Annotated in this window: 14 protein-coding genes; 3 read left to right on the forward strand and 11 right to left on the reverse strand. The window is 59.2% G+C overall.

Going from position 1 to position 19828, the window contains the following annotated elements; genetic code table 11:
- Positions 1 to 18: 18 nt before the first annotated feature.
- From J2S67_RS05680 to J2S67_RS05690, 3 genes are all read right to left on the reverse strand, one after another.
- A complete protein-coding gene (locus J2S67_RS05680) occupies positions 19 to 1908 on the reverse strand; it encodes an ABC transporter ATP-binding protein/permease (protein ID WP_310247074.1) in 1890 nt (629 codons plus the stop codon).
- Positions 1909 to 1931: 23 nt separating this feature from the next.
- Complete coding sequence (locus tag J2S67_RS05685) at positions 1932 to 3209, reverse strand: hypothetical protein (protein ID WP_310247076.1); 1278 nt, start codon at positions 3207 to 3209, stop codon at positions 1932 to 1934.
- A 91-nt stretch (positions 3210 to 3300) separates the two neighbouring features.
- Entirely contained in the window at positions 3301 to 4176 is an 876-nt protein-coding gene (locus J2S67_RS05690; RefSeq protein ID WP_310247079.1) for a hypothetical protein, read from the reverse strand.
- Positions 4177 to 4919: 743 nt separating this feature from the next.
- Between J2S67_RS05690 and J2S67_RS05695 the strand changes: the two genes are divergently transcribed.
- Positions 4920 to 5726, forward strand: a complete 807-nt coding sequence (locus tag J2S67_RS05695) for a DDE-type integrase/transposase/recombinase (RefSeq protein WP_310247082.1) — start codon at positions 4920 to 4922, stop codon at positions 5724 to 5726.
- 183 nt (positions 5727 to 5909) lie between these two features.
- Here J2S67_RS05695 and J2S67_RS05700 read toward each other — a convergent pair whose 3' ends face one another.
- Both J2S67_RS05700 and dinB read right to left on the reverse strand, forming a co-directional pair.
- Positions 5910 to 6296, reverse strand: a complete 387-nt coding sequence (locus tag J2S67_RS05700) for a DUF3040 domain-containing protein (protein ID WP_070507117.1) — start codon at positions 6294 to 6296, stop codon at positions 5910 to 5912.
- Between the two features lie 74 nt (positions 6297 to 6370).
- Positions 6371 to 7687: a DNA polymerase IV gene (dinB, locus tag J2S67_RS05705; protein WP_310247087.1), complete on the reverse strand. Its 1317-nt coding sequence runs from the start codon at positions 7685 to 7687 to the stop codon at positions 6371 to 6373.
- A 108-nt stretch (positions 7688 to 7795) separates the two neighbouring features.
- Here dinB and J2S67_RS05710 point away from each other — a divergent pair, with 108 nt between their 5' ends.
- Complete coding sequence (locus J2S67_RS05710) at positions 7796 to 8911, forward strand: polyprenyl synthetase family protein (RefSeq protein ID WP_035754461.1); 1116 nt, start codon at positions 7796 to 7798, stop codon at positions 8909 to 8911.
- Between the two features lie 92 nt (positions 8912 to 9003).
- On the opposite strand, the gene J2S67_RS05715 is transcribed toward J2S67_RS05710, so the two are convergent.
- The gene (locus J2S67_RS05715; RefSeq protein ID WP_310247091.1) at positions 9004 to 9396 is read right to left on the reverse strand and encodes an Rv2175c family DNA-binding protein; all 393 of its coding nucleotides are present in this window, start codon (positions 9394 to 9396) and stop codon (positions 9004 to 9006) included.
- Positions 9397 to 9801: 405 nt separating this feature from the next.
- Between J2S67_RS05715 and J2S67_RS05720 the strand changes: the two genes are divergently transcribed.
- Positions 9802 to 10953 carry a LysM peptidoglycan-binding domain-containing protein gene (locus J2S67_RS05720; protein WP_310247094.1) on the forward strand — a complete coding sequence of 384 codons (1152 nt, stop codon included), beginning with the start codon at positions 9802 to 9804 and terminating at the stop codon, positions 10951 to 10953.
- A gap of 185 nt (positions 10954 to 11138) precedes the next feature.
- Here the strand turns inward: J2S67_RS05720 and J2S67_RS05725 are convergent, their stop codons facing one another.
- From J2S67_RS05725 to J2S67_RS05745, 5 genes are read right to left on the reverse strand one after another with little or no spacing between them, the layout of a single operon-like run.
- Positions 11139 to 16094 (reverse strand): NAD-glutamate dehydrogenase, encoded by a 4956-nt coding sequence (locus J2S67_RS05725; protein ID WP_310247097.1) that lies wholly within the window; start codon positions 16092 to 16094, stop codon positions 11139 to 11141.
- A 54-nt stretch (positions 16095 to 16148) separates the two neighbouring features.
- A complete protein-coding gene (locus tag J2S67_RS05730; RefSeq protein ID WP_310247099.1) occupies positions 16149 to 17912 on the reverse strand; it encodes a hypothetical protein in 1764 nt (587 codons plus the stop codon).
- Between the two features lie 9 nt (positions 17913 to 17921).
- Positions 17922 to 18284, reverse strand: a complete 363-nt coding sequence (locus J2S67_RS05735; protein ID WP_310247104.1) for a hypothetical protein — start codon at positions 18282 to 18284, stop codon at positions 17922 to 17924.
- Between the two features lie 11 nt (positions 18285 to 18295).
- The gene (locus J2S67_RS05740) at positions 18296 to 19264 is read right to left on the reverse strand and encodes an IS481 family transposase (RefSeq protein ID WP_310247107.1); all 969 of its coding nucleotides are present in this window, start codon (positions 19262 to 19264) and stop codon (positions 18296 to 18298) included.
- A 54-nt stretch (positions 19265 to 19318) separates the two neighbouring features.
- Positions 19319 to 19630, reverse strand: a complete 312-nt coding sequence (locus J2S67_RS05745) for an SAF domain-containing protein (RefSeq protein ID WP_310247110.1) — start codon at positions 19628 to 19630, stop codon at positions 19319 to 19321.
- Between the last annotated feature and the right edge of the window lie 198 nt (positions 19631 to 19828).

Raw genomic sequence — 19828 nt, forward strand, 5'->3', positions numbered from 1 at the left:
TGAGATGCCCTGGCGCGCTTAGAGGGCGTTGCTTGGTGGCTGTTTGCTCGCGATGAAGGCTGGGACTACGGAGGATACGAGTCCGGCTACAACCCCGAGGCCTAAGCCTACGGGTACAAGCCACGGCTCTACTTGTGGTTTCCAGCCTTGCGCGGCAGACACCGCCACTACCCCGAGGACGCCTGCGAGTGCGCCTACCGCCCCGCCGATGAAACCGATCATCACTCCTTCGGTTACGAACCGTGCCGCGATTCCTTTTCGTGTGGTGCCTAGAGCTCGCCGCAGAGCGATTTCTGGGGCTCGGGAGAGCACGGTGAGGTACATCGAGGTTGATGCGCTCACAGCTGCGAGAATCAGTAGGGTGGCCGCCATGATCCCGACCAGCGCATCGAGGTCTGTTGAGACGCCCATGCGGAGGTTTCGTAGGTCTGCGACGGTCTGGACTCTGTAGCTGCCTGGGTCTGCGGCGTTCAACTGCATCGGTACGGCTTCTGCGAGCGCGGCTGGGAAGCCTTTATCTGTACGCATCACTAATTGCGGTTGCCCCAGGTGCAGTTGCGGTGCCAGAGACAACGGAACCAGCACGGCGTTGTTCAAGCCTGGGCGGCGTTCACCGGTTGTGAAGGAATCCACGACGGTCAAACGGTGGCCTCCCACCACCACCGTGCCGCCGGCTTCGCTGCCGGGCAGTTGCAGGGCTTCATGCGCATCGGGCCCTACGACCGCCACCGAGGTCACAGCAGGCATCCCGAAAAGATCAGCCGTGTGTTCCTTACCTAGGGTGAGGTCTTGGGTTTCGAAGAATTGGTCGTCAACGGCGATGATCTGCAGTCCCCCGCTGACGTTCACGTCTCCTGGTTCCATTCGGTATAGGCCGGTGGATTCGGTGGGTAGCTGGATCATGCGGGTCACCCTCTGCACGTGAGGGAGCTGCCTGAGCCGATGTTGATCCTGTGCGAGGTTCTTCTCTAGTTCCTCGCGTGCGTAGTCTGGGGTAGAGATCCACACTTCGTCGAACGCTGCGGCTTCGAGGCGTTCGTTGATCTGTACTGCGGCTGTCTGGCTGATCCCGACTGATGCGATCAATCCGCCGATGCCTAGAGCGAAAGCCAACACCAGGAACGCTGTGCGGATCCCGCGTAGCAGCACTTCGGTGAGGGATTCGGCCAGCACGTCAGCGACGCGTGTTCGTAGTGGCCCCTTGCGTGGTTTGGTTACAGGTTCGTTAGCGGCGGCTGGTGTGGTCTCGGAGAGGCCGGTGTCTTCAGCGATCCGGCCGTCCACGATGCGGATAACGCGGTGGGCGCGGGCCGCTACGTCTTCGTCGTGGGTGATGACGATGAGCGTGGCGCCCTGTTCCCGCGCGCGCTCAAGGTCTGCGAGCACCGCCATGCCTGATGCGGTATCGAGTGCGCCTGTCGGTTCGTCAGCGAGCACCAGTTCCGGCTGGGATGCCAGGGCGCGCGCAACGGCGAGACGCTGCCTTTCACCGCCTGAGAGCACACCCGCTTTATAGGTTGCGCGGTCTGCAATGCCGAGGCTGTTCATCGCTTCATATGCGATCTCTGACCGTTCCTGCAGGGGTACTGCGTGTGGAACCATCCCTAGGGCGGCGTTGGATAGCGCGTCCAAGTGAGGCAGCACGTGTGAGGCTTGGAAAACGAAGCCGATGCTTTCGGCACGTAGCTGGTCGCGGTCTTTTTCCGTTGCACTTGTGAGGTCCTTGCCTGCGAAGGTGTAGGAGCCTTTATTCGGGGCATCGAGCAAGCCGAGGATCTGCAGGAGCGTGCTCTTACCTGCCCCGGAAGGGCCCACGATGGCGACGTATTCGCCCGCGTCAATGTCTAGGTCTACGTCGAAGATACCGGCGGTGCTGTCCGGGCCGTATTGGCGGGTTACCCCGCGCATCTGAATGAGTCTTTGGCGTTCCATCAAAGCACCACGGTGTCACCAACGGCCAGGTCGTCTGATTCAACCGCGGCCCATCCGGCGGCGGTCCTCCCCACTGTGACCTTAACGCGGCGCGGCTCCCCCTTGTTGTCTGAGGCCTGTTTGACGGTTCCTTCCTTGTCAGTGTTTGCCTTGTTGGAGTCCTGTCCTCCAGAGCCCTGTTTATCAGAGCCTTGAGCGTTTTTGTGTTTCGTCCTTGAGCCCGATCCCGTGCTTTGGACGAGGACATAGTCTCCGTCGGCATCGTGGCGTAACGCGGTGACTGGCACAGCTTTTTGCGGTTTCACTTTGGTTTTCAGGCCTACGCGAACTTGGGTTCCGTTCTGGACTTTGTCGAAGGCCTCATCTTTGGTTGTGAAGATCACGTTATGCCCGGGGGTGCGGCCTTCTGAACCGGCTTGGAACTCTCCGACGTTCTCGACTGTTCCTGCGAACGTATCAGCGCCGGCGGTTATGTGGACTTCCGTGCCTTTGCTGAGCTGTTCGGCTTCTACAGCGTTGACGTGTGCGCTGATGGTCCGCCTGCCAACCCGCACCTTCGCCAGCGGCTGCTCAGGCCCTACAGTGGATGCGACAGCGGCGACACTCAGGACTGTTCCGCCTTTACCGTCGATGGCAGCGAAAGCTGAGACCGGGATATAGGGTTGCGTGCGCGGCGCGGGGGGCGCGTTCGTTTCGTCTTCTTCTGAGGAGCCCTCACCGGAGGCGCCATCTGAGCCAGGTTCTGCCGGGTTAGATTCCGGTGGTGGCTCAATCTCGCGTTGCGGCAGTGCATAACCGGCGCGTTGGAACATACCAGTTACGGCTTGGATAGTCGCGGAGTCCACGACGCCCGTGATCCGTACCGTGTAGCCGGAGTTTTGGAGGGATTCTTGGAACGCTACGACGTCGTCGCCCCTGTCTCCAGCGGCTAGGTCACGGTAGAGAGGTAGCTTCCCCTGCATCGCGAACACGGGCGTTCCAGCCACGGATCCAAGGAGCTGGCCGGCAACAACATCGTCGCCTTTCTTCAATGCTTGCTTGGTGACGGTGGCAGTTTCAGGAAGGACGGAAGGCACAATATTCTTCGTTTTGCCTTCGCCTACCGTTCCCAAGATAACCGTGTCAGGCACGATTGCCCGCTGTTCAACCACCGCGGTGGCCTGGATTCTTTCATCCGAGACTGTGGCCACCGAGTTTTTCGGGGCCGTAAGCGTACCGATGAAAAACGCAACAACAACCGCACCGATCACCACCGCGGTGATGATCAGGGTACGCACGGGGAAAGCCACCCGTGAAAGATGTGGTGCTCCCGCTTTCCTCATGCGTAAACACCTTTCTACTGTGGGGCTAACCTACTGTGGGCTAGTGCTAACCATTCCGTGCAATATATTCGCGGGCCGCAGACAAGATGCGGTCCTTCGCTTCTTTAGCTGGTTTAAGTTCAGCCTCATGTTTGTCGATGAGCGGCTGCTGATAAGAGGCCACAAGATCACCTAGGCGTTGGCTTGTTGAGGTCTGGTTGTTGCAGCGGGCCTCAATGCTGGCAAGCCGGATACTTTCCTTCGAAGTTTGAGCGCCTTCGGACTCTAGAAGTTTCTTAGTTTCAACGGATGCCCACTCTTCAGAGTTCTTCGGAGCCGTGAGCCCCGCATCCGTGACGCACTGAGACCACTCGTCATGGACTCGCTTCCACTCCTCATCCTTAACCGCAGCGTTGAAAGCCTGAGTGCTCAGCTCCTCAGCCCGCGCGGAGGATTCTTGGTCTATCTCTCTGAGCGCTTCCGTTTCTGCGTCTGCGTCAAAGTCCGTTTGGCATTCCTCGTAGGCTTCCTCCCAGGCCTCACCTCCCGCTGTCTCCTCTTGCTCCCAGGTCATGTCTACACTGCTGGGCATGGAACCCCACCCGTATTGGGCCGCGAATTTCTCATCCCACATGCCGAATGTGCGGTCATCGATGATCGCGTTTTCAGGACCAACAGCCGAAAACTTTTGACCCTTCTTAGCCATGCATTTCGAGGTGAAGATACGTTTAGCTTGATCTACCAAGGCTTGATCTGCAGGGTCGTCGTTCTGCAGATATGCAGAAAACGGTGTGAGGATCTGGGAAGACTGTCGGTCAAGTTTTGCCCGCGCGTCCGGATCCCTACCTTCGGTACTAGCTTCCGGCCCGCCGCACGCCGCAAGCGATACGCCTAAGAACACAGTAGCGAAACCGACCAACAGCCTTTGCCCAGATTTCATCATTACTGTTCCGCCTTATCGTAGAGCAGAAATTCGGTCACTCGAGGTTTCACCGAAGTGCAGATTTGTACTAAGCGCGCGCAGGTCGCTGTAATCATGATTTAGAGGCACGGTTCACCCGTAGCAACCAACGTTCTCACACATGAGACGAGACTTACCTCGTTTAATGGAGCTTGCGCGGTCGTTCGCCCACTTTGGAAGATTCCCTGATTTCCAGCTTCCCATCTTATTCCCATAATTAATGTGGTCATACAGAGTGGCTGCCTGAGTTGCAGTGACGCTAGTCCCCAAAGCCATCAGGTCAGAGCACCGACCGCAATACTGCGCATAAGAAATCTCGATGAAGGCTTCTTGTTCATTATGACTACCTCACAATTCGTAGAGCGATACCGATAAAGCACTGTCCTTTGTAAACCCCTTTGACAATGTAAGTTGATCGTAGACCAAGAAGTGGCGTGAGGCAAGTCACACAAGACTCTTTTTTGCCATGTCGTCGAATGGCGTTTAGCAAAATCTCTTACTCGTCTTGCGAGAGGGGTTTGAACATAGAAAAGGTGGGCTCGAAGGCTATGTTTGGTTTCACGACATCGTTCGCCCCTAACCACCCCAACCCACCCACAGATGTGCCACGACACCCTTCCAGGCATGTCTCACGACATCCTTCACCCATCTGTCACGACATCGTTCCCACCAGGGAGGGTGGGCCGGCATGCTGAGGTATGACATACACACGCAACAGAGCGATCGTGCTAGCAATCAATGACGGCGGGATGAGCGTCAAAGACGCAGCCACACATTTTGGTGTCAGCACCCGTTGGATCAGGACCTTGCTCAAACGCTTCCGTATCGGCGGGATTGAAGCACTCCACCCACATTCCAAACGCCCGCACACCAACCCCAACCAGACACCAGAAAAACTACGCGAAACTATCCTCGCGCTACGCCACCAACTCCTTCGAGACGGCCTCGACGCAGGCGCCGCAACGATCTATGACCTGCTACCCGAGCAGACTCGCCCCTCAACCAGCACCATCTTCCGGATCCTGAAAACAGCCGGGACAATCCAACCTCAACCACAAAAACGGCCCCGCTCCTCGTGGCAACGATTCCAAGCCCCCGCACCCAACAGCCTGTGGCAGTCCGACGTCACCCACTGGCCGCTAGCCGATGGTACCGACACCGAAATCATCTCCTGGCTCGATGACCACTCCCGCTACCTCACCCACATCAGCGTCCACCCCAGAATCACCGGCCACATCGTGGTCAACACCTTCCTAGAAGCCACCGAGACACACGGACTGCCAGCAGCAACCCTGACCGATAACGGACTCGTTTACACCCTCCGCTACGCCGGAAAACTCCGCCTCCTCGGCATCGGCCACGCCCACAACAGACAACGCATCATCCTGCTCGTCAACGGCCCCGAAGCCCCTCGCCATCAACAAAGCAACAGGCGAAATCATTGGCGCCTACACCATCGACCCCACCAAAAACTACCAACCCAAAAAACGGAACGATGTCCTGACACATCCACCAAAAAACCGGAACGATGACCCGACACATCAATACAGTCGCGACACATCAACGCTCCAGAACATAAAAAATGTCGGGACATCGTATGAACGATGTCCCGACACATTACAGTGGGTTCGAAGGCTATGTTCGAACCCACCTGAGAGTCTCTGGCGTGTGTGTCGGGGGCCTGCCGCCTAGCTCCTGACGTTGAGAGTTGGCGCTTAGTTTTGGTTGTGGCGGTTGTCCCAGTCTTTTTCAAGCCGCGCCATCAGGCTTTCGCCTCGCCGTTTAGTTGGCTGGCTGGGGCTTTCTGTGGTGACTTCTTGTTCAGTCTTTCGCATTGCGAGTGCGGCACCGGCGACCATGATCCCGAACCCTGCGATCCCCATGATCACGGTCACGATCAGCCCTGCGCTGATGCCGATACCGAGCAGGAGGAGGCCCAAGCCAGCGAATGCGATCAGCGCACCGAGCGCGATGTTGCGGGTGCTCAGCTTATTCTGCGGCGTCTGTTCAACGCGGCGCATTGTGCTCGAAAACTGTGGATCTGCGTGGAGTTGTTTCTCCATCTCAGCGAGCATGCGACGCTCACTCTCAGATAAACCCACGGCTTCCCCCTTCTTCGGACCACTCCTGGATTCCCATTGTACGCAGGCGGGCGCTAACAGTTCGAGCCGACTTCCTATCCGCCACTACGCTTTTCTTCACCTTCACCCCCTCTCAATAACGATGCGGGACGCACACTGTCCTTGAAACGCGCGTTAATCGCGTCCATCGTTTTCTCCGCTTGCGAACCCGCAGCCCGTGCCGCAGGTCCCGCATGCTCTCTCCCGCTACGTTGTTGTATCCCACTGCGTCCGGTCGCGTTGCCTTCGCTACCACCGTGTTCACGCCCGCTGTGGTCGCTGAATGCTTCTTCCCATTCGAACATGAGTTGCTCACCTTCCCATTCCGAGGCGAACTCCCCCGCCCGCACCCCGATCAAGCGGACGGGTTTCAACGGGCGTGGCAAAGCGGAAAGCAAGGATAGCGCCACTTCGCTCATAACTGAGGAAGAGTCAGTCGGGTCACTGAGGCGGCGTTGCCTCGAAACGGTCGTGAAATCATCCCATCGGACCTTCAAACCCACAACATAGAAACGATGCCCGGCAGCCCGGACACGCTCACCGACTTTGAAGGACAACTCCTTGATCCAGGTACGCAAGTGCGCTTCATCCGTGACATCAACATCGAACGTGTGTTCATGAGAAATCGACTTCTCGACCCTCTCGGTCACCACTGGGCGCGGATCGATCCCCTGCGCGAGCTTGATCAGATCCGGCCCATGCTTACCTAGCACGCGCATCATCCGGCGCGGATCAGCCTGAGCAACATCGCCGGCGGTCATGAGCCCTTGCGAATGCAGCTTCTGCTCAGTGGCTTTACCTACCCCAAACAGCTCACCCACCGGTAACGCTTGCATGAAACCTTCAACATCTGCAGGCGTGATCGCATACACGCCGTCCGGCTTCGCTTTATCGCTAGCCATCTTCGCCAGAAACTTATTCGGCGCAAGCCCCACCGAAGCCGGCAAACCCACCGCCTGTTTGATGCGCTCCCGCGCCACCTGCGCACAATGAAACGGGTTGGCATAGTGGCGCATAACCCCGGTGATGTCCATAAACGCCTCATCCACGCTCACCTGCTCAACCAACGGGGTCAGATCCTTTAGAACCTCCATGACGCGCGCCGACGCTTCACCATAGGCAGAGCGTGTGGGCGGGACAATCAACGCGTGCGGAGCCATGTTTTTGGCCTGCGCTACCGGCTGCCCCGAATGCACCCCATAGGCCCGCACATCATACGAAGCAGATAGCACCACGGCTCGCGGACTGTCTTGAGACACGATGATCGGGCGGTTCTGCAAGGTAGGGTCAAGGATCCGCTCGACCGAAACAAAGAACGCATCGATATCAACGTGAGCGATCACCCGCTCCGGCCTACGCCTCGCTTCACTCACCCGGCAACCACCTCCCATCAGTTCAGTACCTCACCTGGCCGCCCCGCTCCGCCTCGACAGGCGGCGGGACAGGCCCGCGTAAGAACCGCGCGTCGCTAGAATGGTGACATGACTGATTCTACGAAGGCATCCCTGGCAGGCTTGAGCCCAGACACCTCGCCCGAGCGCATCAGCGCGCTCTTCCGCGACGCCATCGAAGAACACGTCAAAACCTTCTTTGAACAGCAACGCCAAGACCTCACCCGCGTGAGCCCCCGCACTAACGATTTGATCGATGCGATCAGCGCTCTCAGCTCAGGCGGTAAGCGGCTCCGCCCCATTTTCGCGCTGTGGGGGGCACTCGCTGCGGGAGGCAGCCCAGATGATGAACGCCTCCTCACCCTAGGCACCTCACTTGAGCTGTTCCAGGCCGCCGCGCTCATCCATGACGACATCATCGACCATTCAGACACCCGCCGCGGCCAGCCCGCGGTGCATCGCAAACTTGAGGCGCTACACCGGGACAACGGATGGAATCGGTCTGCTTCAGAGTTCGGTATTGCAGGCGCGATCCTCGCAGGTGACATCGCGCTGGCCTTGAGCGAAACCCTCTTCAACCGCGCAGAAGCCGGGCCTACTGCTCGTGAGCTCTTCGACGAGATGCGCACCCAGGTCATGGCGGGACAATACCTTGACGTCTTAGCTGAGCAAACCGGCTCCCAGCTCTCCCCGGATGAGGCGGCGGAGAACTCCTGGACGATCGTGACGTATAAAGCGGCCCGCTATTCGGCCGAAAAGCCAACCCTGCTCGGTGCCGCACTGGCCGGTGCGGATCAAGAGCTCCTCGACGGGCTGTCCGATTTCTCCCTGCCGGCAGGGCAAGCGTTCCAGTTGCGCGACGACGAACTCGGCGTATTCGGCGACCCAGCCCAAACCGGTAAGCCTGCCGGAGACGATATCCGCGAAGGCAAACGCACTCTGCTCATCGCGTTGACCCGCCAACGGATCAATACCGAACAGCAAGCCTGGCTCGAATCCGTCCTGGGCCGCGATGACCTTGATGACGCCACGATCGAGAAGGTGCGCGAACTGATCCGTGACTCCGGTGCAGCAGAAGAACACGCCAGCCAGATCGATGCGCTCTACAACCAAGCGATGAACGCACTCGATGGCCTTGACATCCCAGCCCAAGCCCGCGAAGGGCTACGCTCGGTCGCATCCGCGGCAGTCCGCCGCCACGCCTAACAGCGCCGCTGCGCGCTTCAGTTCTACGAGTCAGCGATCCACGAGTCAGCTCAGCGTCACTGCTCAACTCAGCCGTTGCTGACCGGTGGCTACTACCAGGCCAGGGCTGATGCGCGGCGGCGAATCTCGCTCTTGCGCCCTGCTTCCAGCGTATCCATGGGGCTGCCTGGCAGGGTCTCGTCCTCCGTGAAGAGCCACGCGATGAGCTCTTCGTCGCTGTACCCGGCATCGGTGAGCACCTGAATGGTGCCCTTGAGCGAATCTAGGGGCACTCCATCGCGGAAAAAGCGTGCCGGAATCTTCTTCACGCCACGCTCTCCGATGGGAACAGCGAGGATCGCGCGAACATCGAGCAAGCGACGCAGCTCGCGCACATCAAGATCGGTGGACTCGACAAGGTCTGGGACGGTCGTCCACTCGCCTACCAGCGTTTCAAGGTCCTGTTCGCCATACGGCGCCTGATGATTCTGTACTGAATTCTGCACACCACCACTGTGGCACACACTCGCCCAAGAAGTGTTGTTTTCCACGATCCGGGCCCTGTGTTGCCGTGGCGAAGCCTGAGATGTCGTGGCGAAGCCTGTGTTGCCGCAGTCGATCGTGCCTCACCATTACACATGAGTCACAACAGTCACATTTGCCCCAGTCGCCACTTTTCTAACTTCTGTCACAGGTGCCTCTTGAGAAACTTTTACAACTTGGGTTTACATTAGGAACTTTGTTCTTGTATATTCACAGATGTCACATTTGCATCACGGTGTTGTCTGCGGGATAACAGAACAGCAACTGCTGAACCCGGGAGCTGCCCCTCCTGGCTTCTCACGGACACCACCTGCACGATGCAGAGAACAGTGCAGTAAGTAAGTCCCCACAACGTGAGGTCAGCAATCATGGCTCCAACGCCTCCGCGCCGCACAGCCGTCAATGGCGCTATCGCCACGGCGGCCCTGCCCATCATCACCCTCTCGACCCTCGGCTCCCTCGCGGGAACCGCTCACGCAAGCAACACCCCGGCATTCAAGCCGACGGTGCGTCCCGCAGCAGTCCCAACGCCAGCCAACGTCGCAGAAGCAAAGGCGCGCACCGCAACACTGGTTGCGGCGGCCAAGCCGAAAGCCAAGACCGTCACTGTTAAGGCCGGCGACACCGTGTGGGGCCTTGCATCCCGGCACGGCGTACCCGTGGAGCAGGTTCTGCGCCTGAACAAGCTCAAGGCCTCGTCTTTGATCTTCCCAGGCCAGAAGTTGACCATCAGCCGAGGTGCGAGCCTCCCTAAGCCAGGCGTTCAGAAGTCAAAGCCAGCAGGTAAGAAGCAGGCCACTCGCAAGGCACGGTCAACACGCGCCGGCTCTGCAGTTAAGACCTACACGGTGCGGGCGGGCGACACCCTCTCAGCCATCGCTTCCAAGAGCGGCGTGAGCCTCGCCACCATCTTCCGCGCCAACAACATGGGCGCCTCCACAATCATCTACCCGGGCCAGAAGATCAAGCTCAGCGGCACCGCGTCCGCCCCAAAGACCGCCGCGAGGACCGCGTCGAAGACCACCAAGCGGGCGGCAAACAACTCGTTGGTCTCCAATAAGTTCCTGCACTACACCTACGATGCGCAGACGCACGCCAACGCCAACGCATCCAAGCGCACACTGCTTGCGCGCCAGGTGCCTTCCCGCGCTCAGATGCGGCAGATCGTCGCCGACACGGCAGTCCGCTATGGCGTGGACCCACGATTGGCCCTGGCACATGCACAAATCGAATCCGGCTTTGATGCCCGCGCTGTGTCCCCTGCTAACGCTGTCGGCACCATGCAGGTTCTGCCATCCACCGCTAAATGGATGGGCAACACGATCGGCCGTCAGCTGGATCCGCTCGACCCGCACGACAACGTCACCGCCGGGGTCCTGTTCATCAAGTACCTGCACAACAATGCGGACAACCGCGACCAAGCCATCGGCGCCTACTACCAGGGCCTCGCCGGCATCAAGCGGTACGGAATGTACGCAGACACCAGGGACTACGTCCGCAAAGTCCGCGCGTTCATGTAACAAGCACGGGGCTCATGACTCGGCGTCTATGGAACGGACGCAAGCATGGGGCCCCACCAAGCCAACTGGGGCGGTAGATCCGGGGAAGATCAACCGCCCCAGTTGCCTTAACGGGCACAATATAACTGGGCGTGGCCAGCGAATACTCGCTGGCCACACCCAACACACGCCTGCCGGAACTAGCTTCAGCGGCCGATCATCGAACGCAAAGTTCGTGTAGCCACCAACAACGGAGCCATCTGGCCGCCGCCTACCTCACGCACCGCATCAAGCTGCTCGTGCGCCCGCTCAATCCGGCCAGCATCACGCTGCTCCCACGCAACCACACGAGCCTGCGCGGCAGACAGCTCCACGCCATCCGCATCGCTAACGTCCGGTGATTCGGTGCCCTCCGTCTCTTCTAGAACCGCGCGGGTCAAACCAAGCACCGCGGCATAAAGGTCATCACGCAGTGAGCTGCGCGCCAACGCTTCCCACCGTGAAGAGCGCGGCAACTGGCTGATCTGCGAGAGCAGATCGTCCACTCCGTAACGCTCATACACCGCGTAATAGACCTCAGCGGCTTCCTCAAGCTCCCACTCGCCCGTTGACGCCAACGCGGTGATATCCAGCAACGTGTAGGACTCAAAGTCCAAGCTATGCCGCTGCGCGAGCTCCTCAGGAAGCCCCGCCTCAACATCACGTTCAAACCATGCACGCGTGCGTTGGGCATCCACGCCACACACCATGCCCGGCAGACCCTCACGCAACCGAGCCACAGGATCAGCGAACTTCGCAAGGATCTCATCAACTGAACTATCCAGAGCCTCGTGCTCCAGAACCCACCGCGTCACACGATCCAGAAGCCGCCGCAAATCCACGTGCAACTGCAGCCACAGTTCATCATCGATCGTTGCCGGCAACTGGGCGATCGCCTCAACCTGCTCAGCGATGCCGTAAACCTCGTCCATCGCTAAGAAAGCCCGAGCCAGACGCGCCGCGTCCGCACCCGTCTCCTCCATCGCACGGAACGCATACGTCACGCCACCGATGTTCACGATGCGGTTAGCGACCATCGTCGCGATGATCTCACGGCGCAACGGATGCGCGGCGAGCGCTTCAGGGAAACGTTCAACCAGCTGAGGAGGGAAATACGCTTCCAGGACCTTCTGCATGGCAGGATCCTCCGGCAGATCAGAATCCACCAGAGCATCGATCAGCTGCATCTTGGTGTAGGCAACCACCACGGATGTTTCAGGGGTCGTTAGTCCCTCGCCCGCCTGCCTGCGAGCAGCGAACTCATCCGAGCTCGGCAGGTCTTCAAGCGCACGGTCAAGATCAACCGATTCTTCAAGGAAGCCCATCAGACGTTCATAGGCCGGCGCGAATTCAACCGCGACACCCCGCTCAGCAGCGAGCAAAACATTCTGCGCCTTATTCGTAGCCAACACGGTGTCGGCGACATTGTCAGTCATCTCTGCCAACAACGCCGGCCGGTCCTCAAACGCAAGACGACCATCACGGACCGCGCCGTCCATCAGAATCTTGATGTTAACCTCGCGGTCCGAAGACTCAACACCGCCCGAGTTATCGATCGCGTCAGTGTTATTGACCGTCCCCGCGAGTTGCGCGGCCTCAACGCGGCCTGCCTGAGTGAAACCGAGGTTACCGCCCTCAACCACCACGCGAGCCCGCAGTTGCGAACCATCGACACGGATCGCATCGTTAGCGCGATCCCCCACGTCAGCGTTCGTCTCCGATTCGGCCTTCACGTACGTGCCAACGCCACCGTTATAGATCAAATCAACCGGGGCCATCAGCACGGCCCGAATCAGTTCCTGCGGAGTGAGCTCCCGCACATCGGAAGCAAGACCGAGTACCTCACGCATCTGCTCGGTGACCGAAACCGACTTAGCGGAACGCGAGAACACGCCACCGCCTGAGCTGATCAAGTCAGGGTTATAGTCCTGCCACGAAGAACGAGGCGTGTTATACAGACGCACCCGCTCCTCAAACGAAACTTTCGGATCCGGATTCGGGTCAATGAACACGTCACGGTGATCAAACGCGGCAACCAACTTCGCGTGCTCGGTACGCATCAAGCCGTTACCGAACACGTCCCCCGACATGTCACCGATACCGATCATCGTGAAGTCCTCAGACTGCACATCCGTACCCAGCGTCTTGAAATGACGCTTAGCCGACTCCCACGCGCCACGGGCCGTAATACCCATCGCCTTGTGGTCATAACCAACCGAACCGCCAGATGCGAACGCATCGCCGAGCCAGAAACCACGCTCAGCGGAAATCTCGTTAGCGGTATCCGAAAACGCCGCCGTCCCCTTATCCGCGGCGACCACCAGATACGGGTCATCCCCATCGTGAGCAACAACCCGTTCAGGGTGAACCACCGAACGCGAGCCATCATCGGCGTACTCATAGTTATCCGTAATATCCAACAAGCTACGGATGAACTCCTGATACGCCGCCCGGCCAGCCTCAACCCAAGCACCACGATCCACAGCAGGATCAGGCAACTGTTTAGCGAAGAAACCGCCCTTAGCACCCGCAGGCACGATCACGGCGTTCTTGACAGCTTGGGCCTTCACCAGACCGAGAACCTCCGTACGGAAATCCTCCTCACGGTCCGACCAACGCAAGCCACCCCGGGCGACCTCACCAAAACGCAAATGCACACCCGCAACACGCGGGGAATCAACCCAGATCTCACGGAACGGACGCGGCATCGGAGCGAAACCCAACTCACCCGTTGCGATCTTCAGCGCGACAGTAGGTTTGCCCTGATACGCGTTCGTGCGCAACGTGGCACCCATCGCATCACGCATACGTCGAATCCACGTATCCGCATCCAAGGTCGCAACATCATCCAACGCCGATGCCAACGCATCGCGGGCATCCTGCTGGCCCTGCTCACGATCACCCGCTAAGTCCGGGTCAAAACGCGCCTCAAACAAGCCCAATAGCGCAGCCGTCACCGCCGGATACCGCAGCAAAGTGGTGGCCGCGAAGTCAACACTGTTCATCGAGCCGCACTGGCGCAGATACTGGACATAAGCACGGAAAATCGCGACCTGATGCCAGGTGAGGCCCTGTGCCGTGACCAAACCCTCCAACGCATCAGACTCCGTGCGCCCAGCAGCAACCGCCCGGTAGGCATCTTCAACCAACGGAGCGATCCGGGCAATATCAATCTCAGGGGCCAATGCGACCGTGAGGATATAGAGATAACGTTCCCGGGCACCCAAAGGCTCCACAACGTAAGGACGCTCCTGAATCACGCGGATCCCCAACGCCTCAAGATGCGGCATGATCGAGGACAACGGAGCCTGCTCGCTCAAGTACAGACGCAACTTAGCGATCGTTACGCCATCCGCCTCAACATCGAGCTCTTCCGGGTTATCAATCGTGTCCAAGCGCAGACCGATACCGGCAGAATCCTCATCATCTTCAACCCGCTCAAAAGCACGGACATCATCAAGGGCATCTTCAACCTCATACCGCACCCGGTAATCAGCCGGGAACGCCTCAGCCCACTGCTGCGCATGCTGCAGACCCTCCTGCGAACCATGCTCCTGCGTGAACACCTCAAGGATGCCCTCGCTCCACGAACGCACCGCCCGTGTTAGGCGAGCCTCAAGTGCCTGCTCATCAATCTCTACCGTGTCAACGCCTTCGCCAGCCTTGATCCGGTACGTCAACCGAACCACCGTGGACGGGGAATTCCAGACATCCAGATCCATCGCCTCAGCCGCGAAAGTCTCTTTAAGCTCTTCTTCAACACGCAACCGGACCGTAGTGTTGTAACGATCACGCGGCAAATACACCATGACCGTCACAAACCGGCCGAAAGCATCCCCCCGCACGAACGCACGCGTACGGCGCTGCTCACCCAACCGGGCAATCTTCGCCACAATCTCAGTGAGCTCATCCGTGCTCGATTGGATGAGCTCCTCACGCGGATACGACTCAAGAATCCGCAGAATCGACTTACCCGTGTGCGAGGTAGCCAAGAACCCCATTCGCGAAAGCACGCGCCGCACCTTAGAACGCACCACAGGAACATCAGTGACCGGTTGACGCAGAGCCTCAAACGTGTACAAACCAATGAAACGGTGCTCCCCGATCACCGAACCATCAGCCGCGAACTCTTTGACCCCCACATAGTCCAAATACACGCGACGATGCACCGTGGAACGGCGGTTAGCGGTAGTCAAAACCAGTGGATGCGGCTCGCGCGCCTTCTGAGCGGCCTTACCACTCAACGGACGGGAAACAGCATCCGTACGCCGCATCAGACCCAACGCCGAATCAACATCGCCACGCAAAACCTCACGGCCCTGGTCTTGTTCAAGTTCGTAATAGCGGTAGCCCAAGAACGTGAACGAATCATCATCCATCCACCGCAAAAACGCCGCGGCCTCACGCCGTTCCTTCTCAGGAACCGAAGGGATATCCCCCTCAAGCGCATCAGCTAGACGGCGGGCCTGCACACGCATCGGCTCCCAGTCCTCAACCGCGCTACGAACATCCTTCAAAACCGAGTCGACAGCTTGCTGCAGCTGCGCGCGCTGATCAGCATCCAGTTCCTCAGTCACCAACACCGCAGTCCACGACTCAATGACAGCTCGGGCGCCCTCAGGTGCCGCCAACATACCCAACGCGGGCAACGCCGCAGTGCTCTCAGACGCCGGCGCCGCATCCGAAAGCGGAACCTTCTTCAAACCAACCAGCGTGCCATCCTCAACCGAACGGTGCGCCATATAGGTCGGGTGGAAAACGAAACCAATCTTATTTGAGAACTCCACCACGCAGTTACTCACCGAATCAACGATGAACGGCATGTCATCTGCAACCAAGAAAACAACGGTGCCCCGCTCATGCGGCTCAACACTGACCACCGCAGAACCCGGCTGCCGAACCCGCCCCACTGACGCGTGCCGCTCCAGCAGTTCCCTCACCCGATCAAGACCGAACGCCTCACGTTCTTGCGCATCAATATCCGCGCCATAACGCTCAACAACATCATCGCCAAGCCAGCTTGTTTGAGGAACCGAGTCAGGCCGCACAGACGAGCCAGCCTGAGAAGATGAGCCAGACTGCGCAGATGAGCCGGACTGAGGAACTGACTGCGTGTTCGACACGCAACCCACCGCCTTCACATGTTTAGACGCACGGCCGTACGCAACGGCCTATTTTTATGTGCCCCGGGTCACAGATGGAGCCGTATTTAGCCTAGCCTTAAACCGCCTGCCACGGACCTGTTTTAAGGGAGTTTCCAGATTCTCTTCACACTCACACAAGCTCTGCGCAAACTCCCGTATCACTGCGCGCACCGGCGAGCGCGGCGCCGAGTGGCTCAACGCGGTCGCGGCCTCCAGTGCATGCTCTACCGCCTCGGCATCTTTCGGGATGAAAACCTCCGGTTGCATCGTCTTAGGCCCGAAGCGTTCCCACGCGCGTTTGACCCCTCGGACGGCCCCCTTGGACACCTGGTTCACCACAACAGAAATCCGTGCTTGCGTGAGCTCGGGCGCGTATGCGGCCGCCCGCATCAAACGCGGCAAACCTACCGCGTCCGCAGTACCGACCACCACCACGTCATCGGCGACTTCAAGGGCCGTAAGTGTGGCGTCATCACGTTGCGGGGCGAACGTGTCGAAGCTGACGTCGTGATCGTTATCCGCCGGTGCGGCGACATCCACAATCACAACCTCGGAAGCCTGACGCAGCGCCTCGAGGCTACGCTTGAGCGCGGCCTTACCGACCTCTTGCCAGCGGCTGGGCCGCGGAAGTCCCGTGGTGACGCGGAGTACAGCCTTCCCGATGCGGATGCGGGCATGCGCATCCGTGTCAGCGGTGGGTGAAAACGTGCCCGCTTCGACCGAACGACACAAACGCACGATCCCGGAGGTCTCCCCCAGCATCCCTAGGCGTGCGGCGATACTCGAGGCGCGCGTATCCGCGTCCACGAGCGTGACTTTCTTCCCGGCTAGCGCGGCTTCCGTTGCTAGCTCGATCGCTAGAAAGCTGCGGCCTGGCGCGCCTGCACCGCTCCATACCACGATGATGCGGCCCCGTTTATGCCCAGCCGCATGCTGTGAGTCGGCTTGATCTGTTTGGGTCTCTGGCTGGTTCAGCATTCCTGTACGCGGATCAACCACGTACAGCTGCGAAAGATCGTCCGGGATTCCAGCCACCAACTCATCGAATGACTTCTCTTCTAGTGGTGCGCGTGGTTTCAGCTCTTTCAGGCCGGCAGGTTTCGATTCTTCCGAGCTACTTGACGGTTGCGGAGAGGCTGATTCCTGTTGGGACGGAGCTGGCTCCTGTTCTGTAGAGGTTGGCTCCGGTTTCGTAGACACGGACTCCGGTTCCGACGGGGCTGGCTCCGGTTTCGTAGGCACGGGCTCCGGTCGCGACGGGGCTGGCTCCACTTTCGGCGGGACCGAATCCGATTGCGGAGAGGCCGAGTCTGGTTTCGACGTCACCGGTTCCGATTTCGAGGGGGCCGCGCTTTGGACTCCGAAACCTTTAAGGTCGACAACCTTAGGGGTCTTCAGCTTAGGTTCGATATGCCGCAGGCCCCGCCGTTTAGGTAAGGAACGGGGCTGTTCCGGTACAAGCCCGCCGGCACGCGATAGCGCTTCTGCGATCACTTCTGCCGAAGACGAGCGGCTCACCGAGCCGACACCAAGCCGGAGCAATCGCGAGGCCACCGCCGCATCGTTGGTGACCGCAACAGCACGGCCGCCGGCAGCGTGGACGGAATCGACCAGACCGCTATCGACCTCATCGAACTGGTCCACAAAAATCACATACCGTGCCAAGCCGGCCGCTAGGGTCGCTAAAAGCTCTGCCCCGTCAGTGCAGACCCGCACCACGGTAACCAGTCCGACCTCTGACTCCAAGCGGGCAAATACTTCAGGGGACTCGCCAAACAAAACAACGGAAGAACTCACAGCCGACCCCTATTCCTTGCCTGAAAGCGGGGCAGAAACCACGCTCACTACGTTTTCGCGCGCAACATGACCAACCATCGTGGCAACATCCTCACGCGGAATCAGGACTTCCAAGACGTGCCCCTGAGTGACACCGAAACCGGAATCAGCGCGATCAACTTTCACAACTCGCACACCAGAAAGCACGCGCTTCGGCTCGGCGTCCTCCTCAGCGTCCTTCGGGGTCACATACACATCCACCCCGCTACCGACCTTCACCCCCGCGGGGAGAGCGCCTTCCAACGTCAACGAAAACGAACGCAAATCAGCGGGGGCCTCCGATTCGATGGTGCGGCGAGGCAGCAACTCACCTTTCGAAACGAAATCACTCACCACCACACCGCCTAGCTGTAGTTCCCCGTGAGGTTGTGAACGCGTTGGGCGGGGGTTTGGCCTCCGATTCCGGTGTGGGGTCGGTGGTGATTATAGTGATGTAGCCAGGCTTCGTAGGTCGCTGCTCGGGCTTCGTCACTGTAATAGGTCTTAGCGTAGGCCCATTCTTGGGTCAGAGTACGGTTGAAGCGTTCGACTTTGCCGTTGGTCTGAGGCCGGTAGGGCTTGGTGAACTGGTGTTTAATCTTTGTCCCGAGCGTGTTGTTGAACAGGCGTGAGCGGTAGCAGGCGCCGTTATCGGTCATCACTGCCTGTACGGTGATCCCAGCTTGAGCGAAAAACTCCTGAGCGCGTTGCCAGAACCCGGCCGCGGTCTGTTTCTTCTCATCGGTAAGGATCTCTGAATACGCGAGTCTCGAATAGTCATCGATGGCGTGATGTAAGAAGGCATAGCCCCTGCCGTGTTTTCCATACCCACCGTTCTTGCGCGCCTCGGGTCCAAGCATACGGTGGCCACCACCATCGGGGATCCGCCCAAGTTTCTTGATATCAACATGCACCAGCTCACCTGGGGCTTGTTTCTCATACCGCGCGATGTGCGGTGTCCTGATGGGCAGTCCTGTTCCTCGATCGATATGGGCCAGTAACGGCATCTGGTACCGGGCCAAGACTCTACCAACCGTGGACCGTGGGATACCCAAGTGGTAACTGATCCGGTGTGGGCCCCACTGGCGGGTGAACCGCAGCGCAATAATCCGGCGTTCTCGGCGAACAGACAACCGGTTAGGACAGCGACGTGGCCTGCAGGACCGATCCGTCAGTGGGGCGCCGACGAGGTAGCGTTTGGCCCATTTCGATGCGGTAGCCGGTGAGACTTGGAAACGTTCGGCGGCTCGACGAATCGTCCAGCCTTCCTCGACGATAAGCACGGCAAGACGCCGGCGACCCTCAGCAGTCAAGGGTGCATTAGGGTGAGACATGAAGACCTCCGGGTCAGGCAGGAGTTGTGGTAACCCCATACTGCCCGGAGGTCTTCACCTACCGCGAACGTTCACAACCTCCCGAGGAACTACACCTAGCTTGGTGTCGCTTGGAACATACCGCTCACCCGGGCCAGCAAGCCGAACCTCAACCGGGACCACGTCCTTCTCAGTCAGGACGGTCCCCGGGGCAAGATCATGTGCTGCGACCATGTAGGTGTCCGTGCGGGTTACCGAACGCACCAGCAAGACGACGCCCAGAATAGATGCGACAACCAGGACGATGCCGATAACAAGCCTAGGGTCACGCCAACTAGCTGGTTGCCAGCGCATCACTGACGAACTATTGCCACTGCGGTCAGTCATTGTTCACCTCAAGCTCTTTACACCTGCGTGCTCGCGAGGACCGTGCGCGATGGACAGCCGCGCATCGCTTGGTAGCCATGCACGATGCTCCGCCGCGTGGTTCGATGCCTCGCGGTTCGATGCCTCGCGAGGTCGCTTACAAGCATGCTTAGACGATAACCAGCACGATGAACTACAACAACTACTGACAAGTAGTGC

Source organism: Pseudoglutamicibacter albus (assembly GCF_031458175.1).
Classification (GTDB): domain Bacteria; phylum Actinomycetota; class Actinomycetes; order Actinomycetales; family Micrococcaceae; genus Pseudoglutamicibacter; species Pseudoglutamicibacter albus.